Genomic DNA, 21,499 nt, shown 5'->3' with positions numbered 1-21,499 from the left:
TGTTTGAGGCGGACACATGACGCTTAATCGTTGCCGGGTTCTGAGACAGTTTCGTGATAACGAAGCTGGGAACGTCTTTCCGCTCACCGCGGCTGCCATCTTCGTGATGGCTGGCCTTGTCGGGGGCGGGGTAGACATGTCGCGGGCCTATCAAGTCCAGAGCCGCTTGCAAAATGCCTGCGACGCTGGTGCGCTCGCAGGTCGGAAGACCGTTACCACGCAAGGCTTCGATGACACCGCGCTGATCGCAGCTAAGACTTATTTCGATGTAAACTTCTCCGGCGTTTCGGATGTCGAGCAACCTCAGGTTCGCTTCACGTCGGACGACGACGGCAATTCCGTGGAGGGAACTGCGTCGACGTCGGTTAACACGCTAGTCGTGAACATTCTCGGCATTGACGACATTCCCGTCTCCGTAACCTGTTCGGCAAGCATGTCGATCGGCAACTCGGACGTGGTGATGGTTCTCGACACGACCGGATCGATGGATTGGGCGATCAGTAGTTCCGATGGCACGCGTCGCATCACCGCTCTCCGGTCGGCCATGAAAAATTTCTTCGACAATCTCGAAGAGACGACCAAAGATACAAACGCACGAATTCGTTACGGCTTTGTGCCTTACAACCAGTCGGTTAACGTCGGCCACCTGCTTAGTGGCAACTGGATCGTCAACAAGATGGATATCCAGTCGAGATATCCCACTTACAATGACGTCGAACGCGATACCGACGAAGTAGAAGCTTATAAACCCCCTTATTATGTCGATAGTCAATCGGTGGGGGATCAGGATTGGAGTAATTGGCAGGATTATAGAGGGTCTTGGACACGAGACCGGGATTGTGACAGCAATCAACCCAATAACACCAACTGGACATCTACCGGCCCTGAAACCTCGACAAAGACTTATATCGATACAAACGGAAATCGGATTACCGAAACGGTTCAGACTTACGGGCAAACCCGAACTGAATATGTGTGCTACAGAAAGTCGTGGCGCAACTATTGGATTGCTAGCCGATCAGCTTCGCGAAATTACTTTTATGTCCGGAAGGCAATCGAAGAGCCAATCTACAAAAAAGAGACTGTAAGAGTCTTCGATAAATTCGTATACGCGCAAGTGAAGGACATCGACGTATCGGTATACAAAACTGGTGCGAACACCAGCACGCTGAATGGACCGAACGGGACCAATCAGAATTACCGGTGGGCCGGATGTATCGAAGAGCGCGATACGGTCAATGCAGGGAATATTCGGTACTCTTCCCAAGTCGGATTTAGTCCGGAAGGCCTGTTTGATCTCGACATCGATCGAGTCCCCGAGTCCGACGCAACACGCTGGCGTCCCATGTGGCCAGAACTGGCCTATGTCCGGACCAATAGGCAAAAAAATCGCTTGGAGAGGGCCGCAAAAAGCGACGACGGTATCGCGGTCGGTTCTTCATGCCCAGTCAAAGCGCAACTGCTTTCGGAGATGTCCAAATCCGACTTCTACGCCTATGCGGACTCGCTTACACCCCTCGGCGGAACCTATCACAGCATCGGCATGATCTGGGGGGCGAGACTTTCGTCACCACAAGGTATCTTTGGCACCAATGTCAACAAGGTCGCCGAAAATGGCGGAGAAGTTGCGCGCCATATCGTGTTTATGACCGACGGTGCGATGGATACCAGCTACGCTCAATCTGCATGGGGGGTAGAATGGCATGATCAGCGCGTGACAGCGGACGGTTTTTCGGAGCAGGATGAGCGGCACAACCAGCGTCTTCTCGCAACTTGTGCGGCCGTGAAGGCCAAGGGCATTCGCGTCTGGGTTATTGCTCTTTCCACACAGCTAACCAGCACATTGACGACGTGTGGCTCACCGGAAAGCAGTTTTACCGCCAACAGTGCGAATGAGCTCGAAAGAGCTTTTCAGGAAATCGCAAAGAACGTCGGCGAACTGAGGATTACGCAGTGACGCGATTGATCAGAGCCACGCCCTTCAAATCGGAGGCGCTGCGCGCAGACGAAGAAGGCGCGACGCTGATGGAATTCGGCATCGTATCGGTCGTATTCATCACCATGGTTCTGGGCATGATGGATATCGGCCAGATGGCATACACTCAGGCCGTACTGAACGGGGCAGCGCAATCGGTATCCCGCGAAGTGTCGCTTGAAACGGGGGATCCCGATCTATCGGATGCGGAATTGACCAAACTTGTCCGCCGCGTTGCTCCTGGTGCGACGATAACTCCAGAGCGCAAAAGCTACTTCGATTTCGATGATATCGAGCGACCGGAACAATTCAACGACGCGGATGGCGATGGCTTTTGCAACAATGACGAAAACTTCGTCGATGAAAATGGCAACGGCCAGTGGGACGAGGACATCGGGGTCAACGGAAACGGCGGAGCGAACGACGTTGTAGTTTATACTGTAACTGCCAGCTACGAGCCGCTCTTCAAAATTCCGTTCTACGACAACGCCAGCGCGAAACGTGAGCTCTCGGCAACCTTCGTCAAAAAGAACCAGCCTTTCAGTGCACAAAATGCTCTGGGAAGCACAGTCGGCGTGTGTTCGTAGGAGCCCATAGGGATGGCACTCAAATTGAAACACCTTCTACGAGCATCCTGGAGGAAGCTGAGGAGCGATAAACGCGGTCTGGCTCTGACTGAATTTGCCGTGGTCGCGCCAGTGTTTATATCTCTCGGAATGTTCGGTTTCGAAATTGCCTATATGGCGATCACGAAAATGAGAGTGAGCCAGATAGCACTTTCGGTAGCCGACAATGCTTCCCGCCTAGGCCAAACAGACAATGGTGCATTTGTCACGACCATACGGGAAGACCAGGTAAGTTCCGTCTTGAATGGCAGTCTAATTGAAGGCCGTTCGATTGATATGAATGAAAATGGTCGAATTATTCTGAGCAGCCTGGAGGTGGACCCCCGTAACGATAACCAGTTCATACACTGGCAACGATGTATCGGGACTAAGGAGGTCGACAGCGCGTATGGTGGCGAAGGCGAAGAACTCGAAGGTATGGGAACTCCGCAAATAACTGCTCCGCCTGAGGAGGCAGTTATGTTTGTTGAGGTCGTTTACACCTATTCCCCGGTCTTTTCCGGAGCATTCGTAGGCGATGTGAATTTCCGCGACGAAGCAGCTTTCATTATCCGTGACGATCGGAACCTTGAGCCGGGGCTAACTCCTGGATCTACCGGAGTACAGAACCAGTGCTAGCGTCGTGATCCACATCTTGTAAGAAGATGTATGCCGGATGATAATGAGTTAGCGCACCTACCAGCCTGGGCGAACCTCGTACTTGCCTATGCGAATGACCAGTTGGCAGATCCCCTACGGGACCTGATCGCTTTCGATTTGCGGCTAACGAATGTCTTCGCGCAGATAAAAGAGCCAGCTTTGGCGCAGATCCGTCTGGCTTGGTGGCGAGAGCAATTCAATCATGCAATCGTGGACGACCTGCTTAGCCCGCCCGACCCGCTACTCGCATCGCTTCTCCGGTCTTGGAGCGGACACTATCAAGCGCTCGTGGACCTTATCGACGGTTGGGAAGAGATATTGGTCGAACCTTCCGAGGACACTTTGTCGCTTTCACGCTTCGAGGAAGCCAACGGGTTGGCTTTCTCAAGCCTCGCAAGAATGGCTGAAAGTGAGCAAGCTTCGGCAGATGCAGCGGTGCACGGCAGGCTGTGGGGAAGAGCTAAACTGTTGCGACTGGGACTGGAAAGAGGTTCTGAAACGCACCTCACTCTTCCACGCATGCCAAATACCTTGAGATCGCTATTTATAATTGGCGGATTGTCCAGACGGGCGATTTTCAGGGGGGGGCAGCCTCTCATGGGCGATCGCTTCAGTCCTATTGTAGGTATGAGGCTTGGCTTACTGGGAGTTTAGGCTAGACGAAGATTGGTTTTACTGGGGGCCGGATAGTGAAGACATTCGTCAGCGGTGGCATTGTCGCCTTATTTTTCGCAGCTCTTGGTTTGTTCTGGTGGCAAGGAAGAGCGGAAGTAGAAAGCGCTGCACCCCCACCGGAAACGAACGGTACAATCTCACAGGCGTTAGATCCGGAGTCATTGCCGACCGCTGACGCTGAAGGTCTCATTGGACCAGCGCCGCCAGAGGCGACCGAGCTTTCCAAGGAACAGCGCCGTTTCTTTCGTTATGATCGCAATCGCGATTGGCGGATAACGCGGAGCGAACTGCTCTCCACCAGATCCGATGGGTTCCGCAAGCTCGACAAGGATGGCAACAATCTACTGACATTCGAGGAATGGGCGATCGCGACGGTCGAAAAGTTCGAGGGCGCCGACGCCGATGGCAACCGGGAGCTCTCGCCGGCTGAATTCGCCACCACGAAACCGAAACCTACGAAAAAGCGGAGCTGCGCCTGCTGATTAGGCGGGGACAACGTCCGTGCCTGCAATCCATTCTCCAAGCTCTGCCTTGGCTCGGGAGGTGTAGGCTTCCTTGCGCTGCTTCTTTTTTACATCGTGGAGCGGCGGGAACAGTCCGAAATTGACATTCATCGGCTGAAAGGTTTCTGCTTCGGCATCGCCCGTGATGTGGGAAAGCAGCGCGCCGAAAGCTGTAGTGCGTGGAGGAGGCGTCCAATCAGCTCCAGTCAGTTCGCTCGCAGCCATCATTCCGGCCAGCAGACCGACGGCCGAACTTTCCACGTAGCCTTCGCAACCGGTGATCTGACCTGCGAACCTGATATGTTCGGCGCCGCGTAGTCTAAGCTGGCGATCAAGAACAAGCGGCGAGTTGATGAATGTATTGCGATGAAGCCCCCCAAGCCTTGCGAATTCCGCATTTTCGAGTCCTGGTATGGTTCGAAACAGTTCGACTTGAGCGCCGTATTTAAGTTTCGTCTGGAAGCCGACCATATTCCACAAAGTGCCAAGCTTGTTGTCCTGACGCAGTTGGACAACGGCATAAGGCCAGCGGCCCTGCGGGTGCTCCTCCGTTGTGTCGTAAGGATTATCGAGACCAACGCCTTTCATTGGCCCATAACGAAGAGTCTCTATCCCGCGAGCCGCCATCACTTCGATCGGCATGCAGCCATCGAAGTAAGGGGTATCCGCCTCCCATTCCCGGAACTCGGTCTTCTCGCCGTCCATCAGGCCCTGATGAAAGGCATGGTATTGCTCCTTCGTCATCGGGCAATTGATATAATCGCCTTCTTCGTTCGATGCTTCGGTGCGCTTGTTCCAGCGGCTCTGGATCCAGCATTTCGACATGTCGATGCTGTCCCGGTGGATTATCGGCGCAATGGCATCGAAAAACGCCAGCCGGTCCTGACCAGTGGCTTTCACGATGCTTTCCGCCAGTGTTTGGGCCGTAAGAGGACCGGTTGCCACAATTGTGAGGCCGGTCTCCGGTAGCGCATCAACCCGTTCGCGAATAACGGTGATGTTTGGATGTTCTTCGAGTGTCCGCTGGACTTCGGCAGAAAATACGTCGCGATCTACGGCCATGGCACTGCCGGCCGGGACCCGGGCAACCTCTCCGGCACGCATAATGATGCTATCGAGACGTCGCATCTCGTCATGGAGGAGGCCCACGGCATTCTTGTCGCTATCGTCTGATCGAAAGCTGTTGGAGCAGACCAGTTCGGCCAAACCCTCAGTCTGATGCGCGGCGGTCATATCACCGCTGCCGCGCATTTCAGATAGCTTTACCTTGAAGCCACGTTTAGCCAATTGCCAGGCCGCTTCGCTTCCGGCGAGGCCGCCTCCGATAATTTGGATGTCATGTGTCATTGCAGTTGCGCACCTAGAGCTTGCACCTACCCGGTATCAAGGGAATAGACGCGCGATGACAAAGCGCGCCTTGATCGACCATCGGCCATACCTCCTGCTGAGCCTGCTGTTTGCGATCAGCTACTTCTTCGCGATGGACGGAAAGGTGGGCGGGGCATGGATGGCTTTGTGGAAAGGTGCGGGGATCGCATTTCTCGCCGCTTATGCGGGCCATCGCGGAAAAGGAAACGGGCGCGCTCTGATCGCCTCGGTCATGGCCCTCGGGGCCCTGGGCGATGTAGCTCTGGAATTCAGTTTCTTGGCAGGTGGCCTCGTCTTTGCGCTAAGCCACCTCGTTGCGGTCTATCTTTTTCTGAGCCACATGCGCCATCCGGCCAGCGCCAGCCAAAAGATAGCAGGCCTGGCGTTGCTTTTCTTTACTCCAGCTATCGCAGGTATGCTGACATATCCCTTGGATAATTGGTTGTTCGCTACTTTCTATGCCTCGCTTCTAGGGGCGATGGCAGGAACGGCGTGGATCAGTACCTTCCCGCGATATCGGGTTGGAGTGGGCGCAGTCTTATTTGTCGCGAGTGATCTGGTGCTTTTCGCGCAGGAATCCTCACATGTATCAAGTGAACTGGCCGCATGGATAATCTGGCCGCTCTATTACAGCGGCCAGTTTCTCATCGTGACCGGAGTGGTTCAGACACTCCGAAAGCAGCAAGTGTGACGAAAAGGGACCTGGTCTAACCTCCCGGTTCATCCTCGATGTTACGGTCCGAATGCGCAGTCGTGTGCGGGGTAGTGGGGTTCAACCCGCCACCGCGCGCTGCGATCTCATCATGGACCATTTCTTCGGCCTCGTTTTCCGGCTCTTCTGTCTCGTCGATCAATGCAGCGCCGACAATCTGTTCGCCTTTGGAGACGTTGAAAATACGAACACCGGACGAACCGCGGCCCGAAATCGAGAAGCCTTCGTGGTTTTCGAAGCCGCCTTCGACCAGATGCCGCAATTTGATCGGCATGCGAATGAGCTTCGCCTGATCAGTCACCAACATAAGCTGCGAACCGTGCTTTACCGGGAAGCTGGCGACCACCGGCCCATTCCGGTCAGGGTTACTCGACGGCTCTCCGATATTCGTCAGCCCCATGCCGCCGCGACCGATGGTACGGTATTCGTATGAGGAGGATATCTTGCCATATCCGTTGGCAGTCAGAGTGAGAATGAACTCTTCGGTCTCAGCCAGTTCTGCCGACTTTTCTGCGTCGAGCGTCGGCTCATTATCGTTGTTCTTCCAGTTCGCCGCACGCAAATAGGCTTCGCGTACCTCCGTATCGCGCTCGCCAGCATCGAGGACCGTCATCGAGACGACCTTCTGACCCTCTTTCAGCTTCATGCCGCGAACACCGATACCGGTCCGGCTCTTGGTCTCGCGGGCGTCAGTTGCGGAGAAGCGAATGGCCTTGCCCGAGTCCGATGCCAGGAAGATTTCCTGATCTTCGGTGAGCAATTCGACACCGATGAGACGATCGCCGCTGTCTTCCACAAACCCCATGGCATATTTGCCGTTACTGGGCACGTTCGTAAAAGAGTCCATCGAGTTGCGCCGGACCATGCCTTGCTCGGTGGCAAAAACGATATTGAGCTTCGACCACTCGCCTTCATCTTCGGGAAGCGCAAGTACGTTGGTTACCCGCTCGTCATCGCCCAGAGGAAGCAGGTTGACCATCGGCCTCCCCTTCGTCTGCGGGCTGCCTTCGGGAAGTTTCCATACCTTCTTACGATAAACACGACCGGTATTCGTGAAGAATAACACAGGATTGTGGGTCGAGGTTACGAACATTTCCACCACGGCATCTTCGTCCTTGGTGGCCATCCCGCTACGGCCTTTGCCACCACGCGCCTGGGCGCGGAAGGAATCCAGCGGCGTCCTCTTTATGTAGCCACCGTGAGTAACCGTGACGACCATCTCTTCACGTTCGATCAGATCTTCGTCGTCGATGCCGTCCCAAGCCGGCGCAATTTCGGATACGCGCGGGGTGGCATAGGCCGCCTTGATCTCTTCGAGTTCAGTGCGCATCACACCATAGAGTTTGACACGATCAGCCAGGATCGAGAGATATTCCTCGATCGAGAGAGCCAGTTCCTTGAGTTCATCGCCGATCTCGTCTCGCCCCAAGGCCGTCAGGCGGTGGAGTCGAAGGTCGAGGATGGCTTTGACCTGCCGTTCGGACAGGCGGTATGTTCCGCCCTCCTGTTCAGCATTCGGTTCGATCGCCTCAACCAGGCGGATATACTGCGCGATGTCCCCAATCGGCCATTCTTTGGTAAGCAGGCGAGCACGCGCTTCGGCCGGAGTAGGGGCGCTGCGGATCATCGCGACGACCTCGTCGAGGTTGGACACGGCAACGACCAGACCCAGCAAGATGTGCGCACGGTCTCGCGCCTTGTTCAGCTCGAACTTCGTACGGCGGGTAATGACCTCTTCACGGAACGTGATGAAGGCCTGGATAAACTCTCGTAAGGTGAGAACTTCAGGACGCCCGCCGCTGATCGCCAGCATGTTGGCAGGGAAGCTCGCCTGAGCTGGAGTGTATCGCCATATCTGGTTGAGCACGACTTCAGGCGAGGCGTCGCGTTTCAGATCCACAACAACGCGGACACCCTTGCGACTTGATTCGTCACGGATGTCGGAAATACCTTCGATGCGCTTGTCTTTGGCCGCCTCGGCGATCTTCTCGACCAGACCGCTCTTGCCGACCTGGAAGGGAATGGAGGTGAGCACGATCGACTTCCTGTCTCCGCGCTTGTCCTCGATCTCGTGCCGGGCACGCTGCAATATCGATCCACGTCCGGTCGTATACGCTGCGCGGGCGCCTGATTTGCCAAGAATGAGCGGCGCGGTGGGGAAGTCGGGCCCCGGAATGATCTCGAACAATTCCTCGCTCGTGATGGCGGGGTTGTCCATGTAAGCGAAACAGCCATCGATGACTTCGCCCAGGTTATGCGGAGGGATGTTGGTCGCCATTCCGACCGCGATGCCGCCTGCACCGTTGACCAGCAGATTGGGGAAGCGAGCAGGAAGAACCGTCGGCTCTCGGCGAGACCCATCGTAATTGTCCGCAAAGTCGACAGTGTCTTTGTCGAGATCGTCGAGCAAGGAGTTCGTGACACGGGCCAGACGGGCCTCGGTGTAACGCATCGATGCTGGCGGATCGGGGTCCATGGAACCAAAGTTGCCTTGCCCGTCGATCAGGGGAACGCGAAGCGACCAGTCCTGTGTCATGCGGGCCAGGGCATCGTAAATCGCGGCGTCACCGTGAGGGTGATAGTTACCCATCACGTCGCCCACTATCTTGGCGCTCTTGCGGAATGGCCGGCCCGCCACGAAACCGCCTTCGTTACTGGCGAAGAGGATTCTGCGGTGAACCGGCTTCAGACCGTCACGCACATCGGGAAGCGCGCGGCTCACGATCACGCTCATCGCGTAATCGAGATAGCTCGTCTTCATTTCCTCGACGATGTCGATGCGTGTGTGTTCTTCGCCACCCGGTACGGGGGAATCGATCGTGTCGATGTCGTCAGCCAAAGCTAAACCATTCCATATACTGTGTAAGACAGATTTTCAGAGCGGAACCCTAGGCCAGAAGACCGGGATGCGCCACCGAAGCCGGGAACCATTGGTCCATGTTCGGCGCTTTTTCCACATATGGGTTGTGTCCGGACGGAAGATAAGCATGAACTGCGTACAAGATCGCTATTCAAATGCCGTTCAGGGCAAAATCCTCAGTTTATTTGCAATGATTGCGCGCACGCTGCAATGGCAAGTTCGATGAGCTTTCCACCCTGCTAGCACAGTACGCTATCCTAACATTTTGGGAGTTTACGAATGATTTTTACCCGTCTTAACAAGGCTTCGCGGCCGTCTTCCGCAGTGGCTATGGCCCTCGTGATCGCTGCCACGGGCGCGCTGGGCGCGACCGCGCTCGAAGCGCCAGCTTTTGCACAGAAGAAAAAGAAGGAAGAGAAAGAGCAGAAGGGTCAGTACAGCAAGGAGTTCCTTGCTGCGTACCAGCCGATTGACGAGGTTCAGAAGGCGGAGACACCAGACGCCGCTGCGGCAAAGGCTGCCGTACCGGCTCTGATCGCTACGACCTCAAGCCCGGATGAAAAGCGCGCGACCGGTGGAGCGCTCTTCAACATCGGCAATAAGATCGGCGACGAGGATATGCGTCTTCGTGGTCTGGAATTGATGATGGAAAGCGGCACCCTGGAGCCCGAACTCGCCGGACAGATCGGTTTCGCGGCATATCAGGCCTATAGCGGTCGCAACGACATTCCAGCGGCGCGAAAAGCCCTCGAAAGCGCGATTGCAGCCAATTATTCGACCACTGCCACAATGTCGGATGGCTCGCAAAAAACGATCGGCAAGCCGGAAATGCAGCGGATGATCGCCGATCTTTATTTCAATGCCGATCAAACCCAAGAAGGTTTGGCCTATGTGAGCCAAACCATTGACGGGCTGAAAGCTGCTGGCGAGCCGGTACCCGAACAGCTGATCCGTGTCGGGCTGGCACAGGCATATGAAAACAATCTTCAGCCCCAGTCGCGTCAGTACGTGGCGATGCTAGCCGAAAATTATCCCAGTCCTTCGGTCTGGGGTGACGCAGTGATTATCACTCTGAATTCCGGTGGGTACGCCAATGCGGATGCTCTTGATCTTCTCCGTCTTTCGCGCCGCTTGAACAGCTACAACGATACGCGCGTTCTGGCAGAATACATCGAACTTCTGGACTCTCGCCGCTATCCGGGCGAGGTCGTCAGCGCGATCGACGAGGGTTTCGCCCTTAGTAATGTCGACAAGAGTGATCCCTTTCTGATCGAATCCCGCAAGGAAGCTGCCGGACGTGTTGCTGCCGACCGTCAGGGCCTCTCATCCTTGGCTGCAGATGCACGCAAATCTGGTGCGACGCTCAAGACGCTCGTCGTGGCGGGTGACACCTTCCTCAGTTACGATCAGCCAGCAGAAGCCGAAGAATTCTATACGAAGGCTCTGGGGATGAGCGGCGTGGAAACGCCAGTGGTTCTGACCCGTCTCGGGATCGCTCAGTTCGATCAGGGCAAATACGCCGAAGCCAGCGAAACCTTTGGTAAAGTTGAAGGCGCTCGCAGGGATATCGCTAATCTCTGGGCGATCTACGCAGCTCAGAAGGGCGGAATGTAAAAGCGCTCCGCTCCATTACCATCGTTATTCGCGGCGCGGGTTCTTTCGAATCCGCGCCGCTTTTCGTTCAGCGTAAACGCTTCACGTAAAGAGTGTTGTCACGGCGCTCGACTTTGAACTGATCCATCGATTCCAGCAGATCGGACAATCGTTTGAATCCGTAATTCCGAACGTCGAAGCTTGATCGGTTGCCTGCCAGGCTGCCGACCTCGCCCATCTGGGCGTAGCCTTCGTCGTCCCGTTTGGCAGCCTTCCAGGCAGTCCCCAGCAATTCGACCAGTTCTTCATCGATCTGGCCGTTGCCTCCGGAGCGTTTGCTTTTCTCCGCTGCGGGCTCTTCGTCCGCGCCGGCAATGAGAGCATCAATATCGATGAACCTCGTGCAAGCACTTTTGAAGGCATCCGGAGTCTTATTCTTGCTGCCGAAACCGTAGACGATCAGGCCATCCTGACGCAGCCGCGTAGCGAGCGGTGTAAAATCGCTGTCGGAGCTCATGATCCCGAAACCGTCGACCTTGCCCTGATAAAGCAGATCGATGGCGTCGATGGTCATGGCCATGTCGGTGGCATTTTTGCCGGCAGTGAGGTCGAATTGCTGCTGCGGCCGGATGCCGAATTTGTGCGTGATCTTGTCCCATTTAGCGAGGTTGTTCTTGGCGAAATTGCCGTATGCTCGCTTGATATTGACCTGGCCCAGTTCCGCCATGACGGTCAGGACCGGATCGATGCCGCGTGGTGACGTGTTGTCAGCATCGATGAGCAGGGCGATGTTTTTTAATTCTTTATCAGACATGCGTATTCACATGCCGGGCAAGATAGGCGGACGCAAGCTATTCGGCGGCGAGGAATTCACCCTGTTGATTGTCGAGCAGGCGCAGAATCCCGTCTGAAATTGCAAAATGTGCGCCGCGAAGCGAAAGTTCACCGCTTGAAACTTTGTCAGCCACATAAGGAAAAGTCTGCAAGTTCTTCAGGCTGACCTTTACTGCTTCCAGCTCCATCGCCAACTCCGCTTCCCTACCGTCGGTGCCATGCTTCTGTGCGATGGGGGCACGCGCGTCGTCGAGCATGTCGACCCAGTGAGCAACGTGTCCTCCTTCGCCCAGTTCATTGCCGTGGAGGTCCTGAGTAAGCGCAGCCTTGCAGCCGCCGCAAAGCCCGTGTCCCATGACGACGATCTCTTTGACTTTCAGGAACTGAACGGCAAATTCCACCGCTGCTGATACACCGTGACGACCGGGAGTGGTTTCAAAGGGAGGGACCAGAGCGGCCACGTTGCGAACCACGAAAATTTCTCCGGGCGCCACATCCAGGATTTGGGCCGGATCTACGCGGCTGTCGGAGCAGGAAATGACCATAACCTGCGGCGACTGGCCTTCGGCGAGTTGCTGCCACCTTTCACGCTCTTCCTGCCATCCGGTGGCACGAAAGTGGCGATAGCCCTCGATCATCTGCTCGAACGTTTTCATGCAAATGCTGCTGCCTCGAAAGGCCGTACAAGGCAAGAGATCAAATTGAGGCGCCAATTGCATGAGGATGCGAGGTTGCGAGAAGGGGGCGTCGAGCCTAGATGGGGCGCGACATGAACGATCTCTCATCCACGCCCAACCCCGCTAGCGAGCCTCCTCGCAAAACCCGCAAACCGGACTGGATTCGGGTCAAGGCACCCGTTAGCAAGGGCTATCATGAAACGCGCAAGTTGATGCGCGAGCTTTCCCTTAACACGGTTTGTGAAGAAGCGGCTTGTCCCAATATTGGCGAGTGCTGGGACAAGAAGCACGCCACCGTCATGATCCTCGGCGATGTCTGCACTCGCGCCTGTGCTTTCTGCAACGTGAAGACGGGCATGCCGCGACTGGTCGATCCGATGGAGCCGGAGAACGTCGCGATCGCAGCTGGTCAGATGGGTCTCAATCATATCGTGATAACCAGCGTGGACCGGGACGACCTGCCAGACGGCGGTGCGGATCAATTCGTTAAGGTGATCAAGGCCCTCCGGCGCGAGACGCCGGAAACTACGATCGAAATTCTTACGCCCGACTTTCGCGGGAAGATGAGAGCGGCGGTGGAGAAGATTTGCGAGGCTGGGCCTGACGTGTACAACCACAACCTCGAGACTGTGCCGCGTCTCTACCCGACCATCAGGCCCGGCGCGCGCTATTATGCCTCGCTCCGTCTGCTGGAAGAGGTGAAGGCTCACGATCCGCTTATCTTCACCAAATCGGGCATCATGCTTGGCCTCGGTGAACAGCGGCTGGAAGTCCATCAGGTGATGGACGACATGCGAAGCGCAGATGTCGATTTCGTCACTATGGGCCAGTATCTGCAGCCAACGCCCAAGCATGCGGAAGTCGAAGATTTCGTCACACCCAAGGCATTTGCCGCTTACGGCTCAATCGCTCGAGCAAAGGGCTTTCTGCAGGTCGCATCCAGTCCCCTGACCCGCTCCAGCTACCATGCCGGTGATGATTTCGCGGTAATGAAGGACGCTCGTGAGCAACGCCTGGCGAAGGAGAAGGCGAGGGCGCACGCCTGATGCCTGGAATTCGTGAGACGCGGCGGCTGCCGTATAGTTGCGAGCAAATGTTCGATCTGGTCGCGGATGTCGGCAGCTATCCCAAGTTCCTACCTTGGGTCGTAGCGACGCGCATTCGCAGCGACAGCGCCACCGTGATGGAAGCGGATATGCTTGTCGGTTTCAAAGCTATCCGCGAGAAATTTACTTCACGTGTCGTCAAAAGTCGGCCGGAGCGACTTGAGGTTTCCTACGTGGACGGACCTTTGCGGGATCTCGACAACAAGTGGAATTTTGTATGTCTGCCCGATGGTGGATGCGAAGTCGATTTCTGTGTAGATTTCACCTTCCGCAACGCCGTGTTCGAAGCGCTTGCAGGGCAATATTTCGATCGCGCTTTCCGTAAGATGGTTGAAGCGTTCGAAAAACGCGCAGACGAGTTGTACGGTCGGGAAAACGCAGCAGCCAATCTTTAGGGAAGAAGCAGTTCCAGTGCGCAAATCGTTGCCTGTCTGCGGATATCGGCGCGTGAAGTCTGACCGAATTGCTTGAGTTCGCCCTCGGGTTCCCCCTCCGCACCGCGAACTACACGGGCAAACACCACTGTGCCGACAGGCTTTAATGCAGTGCCGCCTGAGGGGCCTGCAACGCCGCTGATCGCGACCGCTACATCCGCATTGCTGTTGGCCAACGCGCCCTTAGCCATTGCCCAGGCACAGGCGATGGAAACCGCACCGAAGGTCTCAATAATGTCGAGTGGGACATCGAGAACTTCCATCTTTGCTTCGTTGGAATAAGTCACGAAGCCGCGGTCGACCACGGCCGAAGAGCCAGCAATCTCGGTGAGTGCGGCCGAAACCAAGCCGCCCGTGCAGCTTTCAGCCAGAACGACTTTTCGTCCTTTGACTTTATTCTCCGCCACAACGCGCTCGGCAAGGCGTTCGACGTCGTCTGGCAAGAGTTTGGTGAGGGTCATTGGCGCGCCTCTTATTTCAACTTCTGACGACGGTAGCAACCGCCTGAGCGGCGATTCCCTCCCCGCGACCGGCAAACCCCAGCCTTTCGGTAGTAGTCGCCTTCACAGATATGGCCCCGATGTCGACGTGGAGCAGTTCTGCTATTCGGCCACGCATTGCCTCTCGATAGGGGCCAATTTTGGGAGCCTCGCAAATAATCGTGAGATCTATATTCCCAATGTGAAAACCAGCACTTTCAACCAGCGTCGCCGCATGTTTAAGAAACTGGTCGCTGCTTGCTCCTTTCCATTGAGGATCGGATGGGGGGAAATGGCTACCTATGTCGCCGCAGGCGATAGCTCCGAGCAGTGCGTCCACGATGGAGTGGATGGCCACATCGGCGTCGCTATGCCCCGCCAGGCCAAATTCGGATTCGATTTCGATACCGCCCAGCCACAATTCTTCGCCAGCGGCTAGCTTGTGAACATCGAAGCCTGTCCCGACGCGGACCGGCGGTCGAGGGTCGCCAAAATCCTCCGCGAAAGTAAGTTTCTTCAATCTCTCATCCCCTTCGACCAAGGCGACCTCGCCGCCGAACGCTTGCAGCACCTGTGCGTCGTCACTCGCAGGCGTGTCCTCTCTCCAAGCCTGATGGGCTTGCGAAATCTGACTATAGTGGAAGGCCTGCGGGGTCTGCACCCGCCGCAAACTATCTCGATCGGCGGGATCGCCCATCGCCCCCGAACTTTCCGAAACTAAGCTGTCCACCACCGGCAGAACCGGAATGGCCGCGGGATGATTACTCAGCGCTGCCAGAAGCCTTTTGATCACCGGAAAAGGGAGATCGGGGCGCGCTGCATCGTGAATGAGTACTTTTTCTGCGCCATCGAGGATGTCCAGTCCCTTTGCCACTGACTGCTGGCGTGTTTCCCCTCCGGTGACGGGCATCCACCCATCAAGCCCGACCAACGCCCGTGAGATAAGTTCCTCACTTCCAACAGGTATGACGACGACAACTGGAGATGCCCCGGCATCAAGCAGCGCTTCGACAGAATGACGCACGACTGGTTTGCCGCGCCAGACTGCGAATTGTTTTGGCGTGGGCAGTCCTGCCCGGAGGCCTTTTCCTGCAGCGACGATAATGGCCCCGAAAGGGGGGAGGGGGGGAGATCTGTTCATGGCTCGCCAATCCGCTAGCGGCTTGAGGTTTTCGCCGCAACGCACTATGTGGCTGCCCAAAATTTAGGCATTCCAACATGACGACAAAAACTCATCAGCACGCCCCGCCGGCTCCGATCATGATCGGAAACGTTGCGATTGATACGCCAGTTGTCCTGGCGCCGATGACTGGCGTCACCGATCTGCCATTCCGAAAGCTGGTCCGGAATTACGGGTCGGGTCTCAATGTGACAGAAATGATAGCGAGTGAGGCCGCGATCCGGGAAACTCGGCAATCGGTCCAGAAGGCCGCATGGGACCCGATTGAAGAACCGGTATCGATGCAATTGGTCGGCTGTGATCCGTCGAGCATGGCAGAAGCTGCAAAACTCCAGCAAGATAATGGCGCGGACATCATCGACATCAATTTTGGTTGTCCTGTCCGCAAGGTCGTTGGTCAGCTGGCAGGTTCGGCCCTGATGCGCGAAGTCGGCCTCGCAACCAAGCTGATGGAAGCAACCGTTCGAGCGGTTGATGTGCCTGTCACGGTGAAAATGCGGATGGGATGGGATCACGCCGACCTCAACGCCCCTGAACTGGCAAGGATCGCTGAAGATCTGGGTGTCAAGATGGTCACCGTGCATGGGCGCACGCGCAACCAAATGTATAAAGGTAGCGCGGACTGGAAATTCATCCGTAAAGTGAAGGAAGCGGTCTCCATTCCGGTGATTGTCAATGGCGATATCTGTACCGTCAATGACGCCGGATTGGCGCTGGAGCAGTCAGGCGCTGATGGATTGATGATTGGAAGAGGGGCTTATGGGAAACCCTGGCTTCTCGCTCAAGTCATGCATTGGTGGCAAACGGGTCAGACTCTCGAGAGCCCAAGTTTCGATGAGCAATTCGAAGTCGTCCTCGATCACTACCGCGATATGCTGGAGTTGTATGGAGAACAGGTGGGCGTCAAGATCGCTCGAAAGCATCTTGGATGGTATACCAAAGGTATGCACGGCTCCGCAGAATTCCGACACAAGGTTAACTTCATCGAGCAACCGTCTGTTGTGATTGATGAAATAACTCGTTTCTATGAACCTTTTCTTCGTCGGCGGGCAGCGTGAATCAAGGATTGGGCGCGCCAGACGCGGCCACCCAGATTGCCGGTCTTGTCTTCGCGGTTCTCCTGATAGATCAACAAGGGCGGATCATACAGGCTAACCAAGCAGCCGAAGAACTCTTGGGTCGTAGCGCCCAACGGATGGCGAACGCCAACCTTTTCGAAATTCTGAGGATTGAGAGCGAACGTCTCCGCTCCAGCTTGCTGGCTTGCGACGAGAAAGTGATAGCGAGAAGGATACCCGTCATTGCGGGAGCGGGCTCGCGACTGGTGAATATCACCAGTTCGCCGGTGCCCGGCCACTTTGGATGGCAGGTGGTCACGCTGTCTGAAGTCGGGCAGGAGGAGATGGGCGATATTGATTCCGAAAGGGTGGAACTACGCGCGCCCTCGGTTCTCGCACATGAAATAAAAAATCCTTTGTCAGCGATACGTGGAGCAAGTCAGCTTCTATCGAAACGGGCATCGGAGCGCGATCGTCCGCTAGCCACCATGATCGAGGGCGAGGTCGACCGCATTGCGCGCCTGATTGACAGGATGCAGCAATTGGGGAGCCGAAATCCCGTAGAAACAGGACCCTGCAATCTCCATGCGGCTATCCGCAATGCGATGGCGACTGTGAGGGCAGGGCGGGGTGATGCTTGCGAGTTGCTTGAAGAGTTTGACCCTTCACTCCCAGCGGTCGAAGCGGATCAGGGAGCTCTCGAGCAAGTTCTGATAAACCTTCTCGCGAATGCCTGTGATGCAAGTAGCACTGTGGAAAATGCCGAGATCGTGGTTCGCACCCGGTTCGTAAGTGGGCTGGTATTTTCAGCAATACGGCTGGGAAAGGCTACGAAATTGCCGATCGAAGTTACTGTGAGCGATAGGGGCCCTGGCTTACCGCCCGAATTGAAGGATCACGCGTTCGAGCCATTCGTTTCGGGAAAGAAGAACGGGCAGGGATTGGGGCTTGCTCTGGTACGCAAACTGTTGCGCGACATGGGAGGTCGCATCGTTTACGAGCGAGACGACCGCGCCGGGCTTACACATTTTCGGGTCAATCTTTCGGTCGCCAACGGGAATGCAGTATGAAACCTCGTGCTCTTCTGGTCGAAGACGATCGTGCAATTGCCACGGTGATCTCAGAAGCGCTTCAGGATGAGGGGCTTCACGTTACGGCCTGCAGTTCGATCGCCCGCCGGAACGAGTTGATCAAGGCGTGTGAATTCGATGTCATGCTGACTGACATAATGTTGGATGATGGCGACGGGCTCGAGACCATCAAGATTGTTCACGAGACAGCACCGACCATGCCCATCATTGTCCTTTCTGCACAAAACACGCTGGATACAGCTATTCGGGCGAGCGATAGTAACGCCTTCGAGTATTTTCCGAAGCCATTCGACCTCGACGAACTTGCGCAGGCAGTCCGCCAAGCGATAGCAAAAACACCCAGCAAGTCATCCCAGCCAGATGAGACGGATGCTGGATCCTTGCCGCTGATCGGCCGCAGCGTGGCCATGCAGGACGTTTATCGCATGATCACGCGTGTCTTGCGAAACGATTTGACTGTTCTGGTCACCGGAGAAAGCGGGACAGGAAAGGAACTGGTCGCGGAGGCAATACATCAATTGGGCGCGCGGCGGACGGGACCTTTCGTAGCAGTCAATATGGCTGCCATCCCGCATGATTTGCTGGAGAGCGAATTGTTCGGTCACGAGCGCGGCGCTTTCACCGGTGCCCACTCACAGTCGATCGGGAAGTTCGAGCAGGCCAATGGCGGGACGCTCTTTCTTGACGAAATAGGTGAGATGCCAGCGGATGCGCAGACGCGGCTTCTGCGTGCTCTCCAGTCAGGCAGGATCCGGCGAGTGGGTGGCCGTCAGGAAATCGGGGTGAATGTGCGAATAGTGGCCGCCACAAATCGCAATCTGCCAAATTTAATTGCCTCGGGTGGGTTCCGCGAGGACCTGTATTACCGTCTGAATGTAGTTCCGATGCATCTTCCCCCTCTGCGTGATCGGCGGGAGGACATCGGGGTGCTATCACGACACTTTTTGTCACAAGCAAAGGCTGAAGGGCTTCCCTCCAAGACTATCGAGGAGAAGGCAGTTGAAGCTCTTTCGGCGTATGAGTGGCGAGGCAATGTTCGGGAATTGCGCAACGTAATCTTCCGACTGGCCTTGATGGCAAGAGATGATGTAATCGACGCCCATTCAGTCGAGGACCTACTATTTACAGCTATATCGCCGGCGGAGGCTGCGCATAGCAACGCTTTCGAGCCCGCTCTATCCGAGTGGATCAGATCGAAAAAACCGGTTGAAGGCAATCTATATCAAGAGGCGATCGCTGCGTTCGAAAAGCCACTGCTTGAGCATGCTTTGAAGGTCACCGGGGGTAACCAGCTTCGCGCCTCTCGGCTATTGGGCATAAATCGGAACACTTTACGGAAAAAGCTAAGTGACCTCGGGGTGATCGCCGATCACTTCATCGAGCGCGGATGAGGAGCCGTCCGTCTTTTAATGCTTGCAATATTGCAACAGTAGCGATGTAAGCCGGACACTATGGCGACCCAGGCGGCTACTCGAACAGGACACACGCCGCGCTTCTGGCGCAGGTTCGTCGTGGCATCCAAAAAGGCTAACCTCTTTACTTTGATTGAAATCGCGGCTGCGACTTCCTTCTTAGTGATGCTGGGTACGACTTGGGCGGCGTTCACGAGCGCGCCAGCTAACGGTCAGCTTTTGCCTAGTGGCCAAGTCGCCATGCTTTTGATTGGCACTCTCCTGCCCGCCATGGCGCTATTGATTTTGATGGGCCGGAGACTCGCACTCAGGCGAGCGGCCGGAAGCACGGCCCGCTTGCACGTGCGCTTGGTGTTCTTTTTCTCAATTGTCGCTGCGGTGCCAACGCTGCTCGTCGTCGCTTTTGCGGCGGTTCTCTTCCAGTCGGGCGTGGACTTCTGGTTCTCTGACAACTCTCGGGGGCTCATGAAAAATGCCAATGAATTGGCAGAGAGTTATTACGAGGATAACCAGCTCGATCTCGGGCAGGAAACGATCTCGATGGCGATGGACATGCGCGCTAATTTGCAGAAAATCGCAGTCACCGATCCAGATTTTATGCTGGTTTATGAATATCAGGCCCAGCCCCGGGACGTGGTCGAAAGTGCAATTCTACAGGCCATGCCAGACGGGAGCGCACGGACAGCTGTGCTCTATAACATTAGCGAAGGTTCTGATCCGGTTGCTTTCACCGAGGAAAGTCTTTCCGAGCTAAGGTCGGGGCAGGCAGTAGCAGTTCGCGGGAGTTCGGAACGAATTGAGGCGATTGCGCCTATTGATCGCCAAGCGGGCATTTATCTCTATACCTCGCGCAATGCCGAGGCATCAGGCTTTCGCAGCTGGGAAAGTGCGCGTTCCATCTCCAATGCCTATGACGATCTGACTACGCGCGCCCGGGCTCTGCAGTTGCAGTTCAACGTATCCCTTTTCCTCGTAAGCCTCTTTTTGGTTGGACTGTCAGTCTGGTTCGCGCTGAAATTCGCCGATCGACAGGTGGAACCGCTAACCGACTTGGTCGCTGCTGCAAGAGAAGTGGGCGCAGGCAATTTCAGAATGCGGGTCGACGGACGGACCGGAGCCGATGAGATCGGCCTCCTCAATCGGGCCTTCAACAGAATGACCGCGCAACTTGAAAAACAAACCGATGCATTGGTGTCGGCAAATGGAGAGCTGGAGGAACGGCGTAGCTTTATTGAAGCAGTTCTGGAATCGGTCAGTGCGGGTGTCATCACGATCGATGGCGAGAGGCGGGTGTTGCTGATGAATGCTCCGGCGCAGAGCATCCTTCTCGATGAGGGGGAGGGCGGCACGGCGCCCGACACTCTCGATCAGATGGCACCGCAGATCGCGGCGATGGTCATCGCCAATCTGGAAAAGGGTGTTGTGAGCCATTCCAGGCATGGTGAAATGATGACCCTCGCGGTCAAGCTGGTTCGTGAGGGCACCGGCCACGTGATCACTTTCGAAGACATTACCCGGCAATTACTGGATCAAAGGCAGGCTGCTTGGTCTGACGTTGCCCGGCGCATCGCTCACGAAATCAAGAACCCACTGACGCCGATACAGCTCGCCACGGAACGCCTCAAACGTCGATACCGGAAGCAGATCCAACAGGACGGAGAGCTGTTTGACGAGCTTACGAACACGATTGTTCGGCAGGTCGGTGATCTGCGTAAAATGGTTGACGAGTTTTCCAGCTTTGCGCGCCTGCCCAAACCGGTTTTCAGAGCCGAAGATGCGCTTGATTTGGTTCGGCAGTCGATCTTCCTCCAGGAAGTGGCCAATCCGGACATCAACTATGGGCTATCAACACCGCTTGAAGGTCCCCTTAAAATACAAGCCGATCGCCATCAGCTGGGCCAAGCAGTCACCAACATTCTCAAGAACGGTGCAGAAGCAATTGAGGCGCGGTCTGCTCAAGCCGAACCTGATTTTCGCGGGCGAATAGCGGTCGAGGTAACCGAGACTGAGAAACATATTGCAGTTGAAATTACCGACAATGGCATCGGTCTGCCACAGGATCGCGAACGCATCGTCGAGCCCTATGTTACGACGCGGGCCAAGGGCACTGGCTTGGGCCTCGCCATCGTCAACAAGATTGTGGAGGAGCACGGCGGAGAGATGTCGTTCTCTTCGGCAGAAGGTGGCGGGACGAAGGTTACCCTCAGGTTTGCTCGTGATCCGCACGGCACCAATGTGGGCGCCTCTAAAACCCTAGATGAAGATACTGGACTCTGA

Annotated in this window: 19 protein-coding genes; 13 read left to right on the top strand and 6 right to left on the bottom strand. The window is 55.9% G+C overall.

What is annotated here, in order from left to right:
• Positions 1-16 precede the first annotated feature (16 nt).
• The 5 genes from K3175_RS01490 to K3175_RS01470 all read left to right on the top strand — a co-directional run bounded on the left by K3175_RS01490 (position 17) and on the right by K3175_RS01470 (position 4,397).
• Complete coding sequence (locus tag K3175_RS01490) at positions 17-1,957, top strand: TadE/TadG family type IV pilus assembly protein (protein ID WP_221541604.1); 1,941 nt, start codon at positions 17-19, stop codon at positions 1,955-1,957.
• Positions 1,954-2,562, top strand: a complete 609-nt coding sequence (locus tag K3175_RS01485) for a TadE/TadG family type IV pilus assembly protein (RefSeq protein ID WP_345719292.1) — start codon at positions 1,954-1,956, stop codon at positions 2,560-2,562. Before K3175_RS01490 ends, K3175_RS01485 begins: the two co-directional genes overlap by 4 nt.
• A 129-nt stretch (positions 2,563-2,691) precedes the next feature.
• A complete protein-coding gene (locus K3175_RS01480) occupies positions 2,692-3,219 on the top strand; it encodes a pilus assembly protein TadE (protein ID WP_247710614.1) in 528 nt (175 codons plus the stop codon).
• A gap of 30 nt (positions 3,220-3,249) precedes the next feature.
• The gene (locus K3175_RS01475; RefSeq protein ID WP_221541602.1) at positions 3,250-3,894 is read left to right on the top strand and encodes a hypothetical protein; all 645 of its coding nucleotides are present in this window, start codon (positions 3,250-3,252) and stop codon (positions 3,892-3,894) included.
• A 35-nt stretch (positions 3,895-3,929) separates the two neighbouring features.
• Entirely contained in the window at positions 3,930-4,397 is a 468-nt protein-coding gene (locus K3175_RS01470; protein WP_221541601.1) for an EF-hand domain-containing protein, read from the top strand.
• On the opposite strand, the gene trmFO is transcribed toward K3175_RS01470, so the two are convergent.
• Positions 4,398-5,765 carry a methylenetetrahydrofolate--tRNA-(uracil(54)-C(5))-methyltransferase (FADH(2)-oxidizing) TrmFO gene (trmFO, locus tag K3175_RS01465; RefSeq protein WP_221541600.1) on the bottom strand — a complete coding sequence of 456 codons (1,368 nt, stop codon included), beginning with the start codon at positions 5,763-5,765 and terminating at the stop codon, positions 4,398-4,400.
• 55 nt (positions 5,766-5,820) lie between these two features.
• Between trmFO and K3175_RS01460 the strand changes: the two genes are divergently transcribed.
• Complete coding sequence (locus tag K3175_RS01460) at positions 5,821-6,477, top strand: lysoplasmalogenase family protein (RefSeq protein ID WP_221541599.1); 657 nt, start codon at positions 5,821-5,823, stop codon at positions 6,475-6,477.
• 16 nt (positions 6,478-6,493) lie between these two features.
• Here K3175_RS01460 and gyrA read toward each other — a convergent pair whose 3' ends face one another.
• Positions 6,494-9,337 carry a DNA gyrase subunit A gene (gene gyrA, locus K3175_RS01455; protein WP_221541598.1) on the bottom strand — a complete coding sequence of 948 codons (2,844 nt, stop codon included), beginning with the start codon at positions 9,335-9,337 and terminating at the stop codon, positions 6,494-6,496.
• Between the two features lie 300 nt (positions 9,338-9,637).
• Here gyrA and K3175_RS01450 point away from each other — a divergent pair, with 300 nt between their 5' ends.
• On the top strand, positions 9,638-10,972 hold the full coding sequence (locus K3175_RS01450; protein WP_221541597.1) for a hypothetical protein: 1,335 nt from the start codon (positions 9,638-9,640) through the stop codon (positions 10,970-10,972).
• Positions 10,973-11,039: 67 nt separating this feature from the next.
• Here the strand turns inward: K3175_RS01450 and K3175_RS01445 are convergent, their stop codons facing one another.
• Both K3175_RS01445 and K3175_RS01440 read right to left on the bottom strand, forming a co-directional pair.
• Positions 11,040-11,765, bottom strand: a complete 726-nt coding sequence (locus K3175_RS01445) for an NYN domain-containing protein (protein ID WP_221541596.1) — start codon at positions 11,763-11,765, stop codon at positions 11,040-11,042.
• A gap of 37 nt (positions 11,766-11,802) precedes the next feature.
• Positions 11,803-12,441 carry a carbonic anhydrase gene (locus tag K3175_RS01440; protein ID WP_221541595.1) on the bottom strand — a complete coding sequence of 213 codons (639 nt, stop codon included), beginning with the start codon at positions 12,439-12,441 and terminating at the stop codon, positions 11,803-11,805.
• A gap of 113 nt (positions 12,442-12,554) precedes the next feature.
• Here K3175_RS01440 and lipA point away from each other — a divergent pair, with 113 nt between their 5' ends.
• Complete coding sequence (gene lipA, locus K3175_RS01435; protein WP_221541594.1) at positions 12,555-13,508, top strand: lipoyl synthase; 954 nt, start codon at positions 12,555-12,557, stop codon at positions 13,506-13,508.
• Entirely contained in the window at positions 13,508-13,963 is a 456-nt protein-coding gene (locus K3175_RS01430; protein ID WP_221541593.1) for a type II toxin-antitoxin system RatA family toxin, read from the top strand. The genes lipA and K3175_RS01430 overlap by 1 nt, the downstream gene beginning before the upstream one ends.
• Here the strand turns inward: K3175_RS01430 and K3175_RS01425 are convergent.
• Both K3175_RS01425 and K3175_RS01420 read right to left on the bottom strand, forming a co-directional pair.
• A complete protein-coding gene (locus tag K3175_RS01425) occupies positions 13,960-14,463 on the bottom strand; it encodes a CinA family protein (RefSeq protein WP_221541592.1) in 504 nt (167 codons plus the stop codon). The two genes, K3175_RS01430 and K3175_RS01425, sit on opposite strands and share 4 nt — an antisense overlap.
• 16 nt (positions 14,464-14,479) lie before the next feature.
• Positions 14,480-15,622: a bifunctional 2-C-methyl-D-erythritol 4-phosphate cytidylyltransferase/2-C-methyl-D-erythritol 2,4-cyclodiphosphate synthase gene (locus K3175_RS01420; protein ID WP_221541591.1), complete on the bottom strand. Its 1,143-nt coding sequence runs from the start codon at positions 15,620-15,622 to the stop codon at positions 14,480-14,482.
• A gap of 77 nt (positions 15,623-15,699) precedes the next feature.
• Between K3175_RS01420 and dusB the strand changes: the two genes are divergently transcribed.
• Genes dusB through K3175_RS01400 form a run of 4 tightly spaced genes read left to right on the top strand, consistent with a single transcriptional unit; the run spans position 15,700 to position 21,499 of the window.
• On the top strand, positions 15,700-16,719 hold the full coding sequence (dusB, locus tag K3175_RS01415; RefSeq protein WP_221541590.1) for a tRNA dihydrouridine synthase DusB: 1,020 nt from the start codon (positions 15,700-15,702) through the stop codon (positions 16,717-16,719).
• Positions 16,716-17,789, top strand: a complete 1,074-nt coding sequence (locus K3175_RS01410; RefSeq protein ID WP_221541589.1) for a two-component system sensor histidine kinase NtrB — start codon at positions 16,716-16,718, stop codon at positions 17,787-17,789. The genes dusB and K3175_RS01410 overlap by 4 nt, the downstream gene beginning before the upstream one ends.
• Entirely contained in the window at positions 17,786-19,201 is a 1,416-nt protein-coding gene (gene ntrC, locus K3175_RS01405) for a nitrogen regulation protein NR(I) (RefSeq protein WP_221541588.1), read from the top strand. The genes K3175_RS01410 and ntrC overlap by 4 nt, the downstream gene beginning before the upstream one ends.
• Before the next feature lie 60 nt (positions 19,202-19,261).
• The gene (locus tag K3175_RS01400; protein ID WP_221541587.1) at positions 19,262-21,499 is read left to right on the top strand and encodes a sensor histidine kinase; all 2,238 of its coding nucleotides are present in this window, start codon (positions 19,262-19,264) and stop codon (positions 21,497-21,499) included.

The sequence above is a fragment of the Qipengyuania aestuarii genome (genome assembly GCF_019711535.1).
Lineage (GTDB): Bacteria > Pseudomonadota > Alphaproteobacteria > Sphingomonadales > Sphingomonadaceae > Qipengyuania > Qipengyuania aestuarii.
The sequence above is the reverse complement of the archived record's forward strand: the minus strand, read 5'-3'. Positions and strand labels throughout refer to the sequence as shown.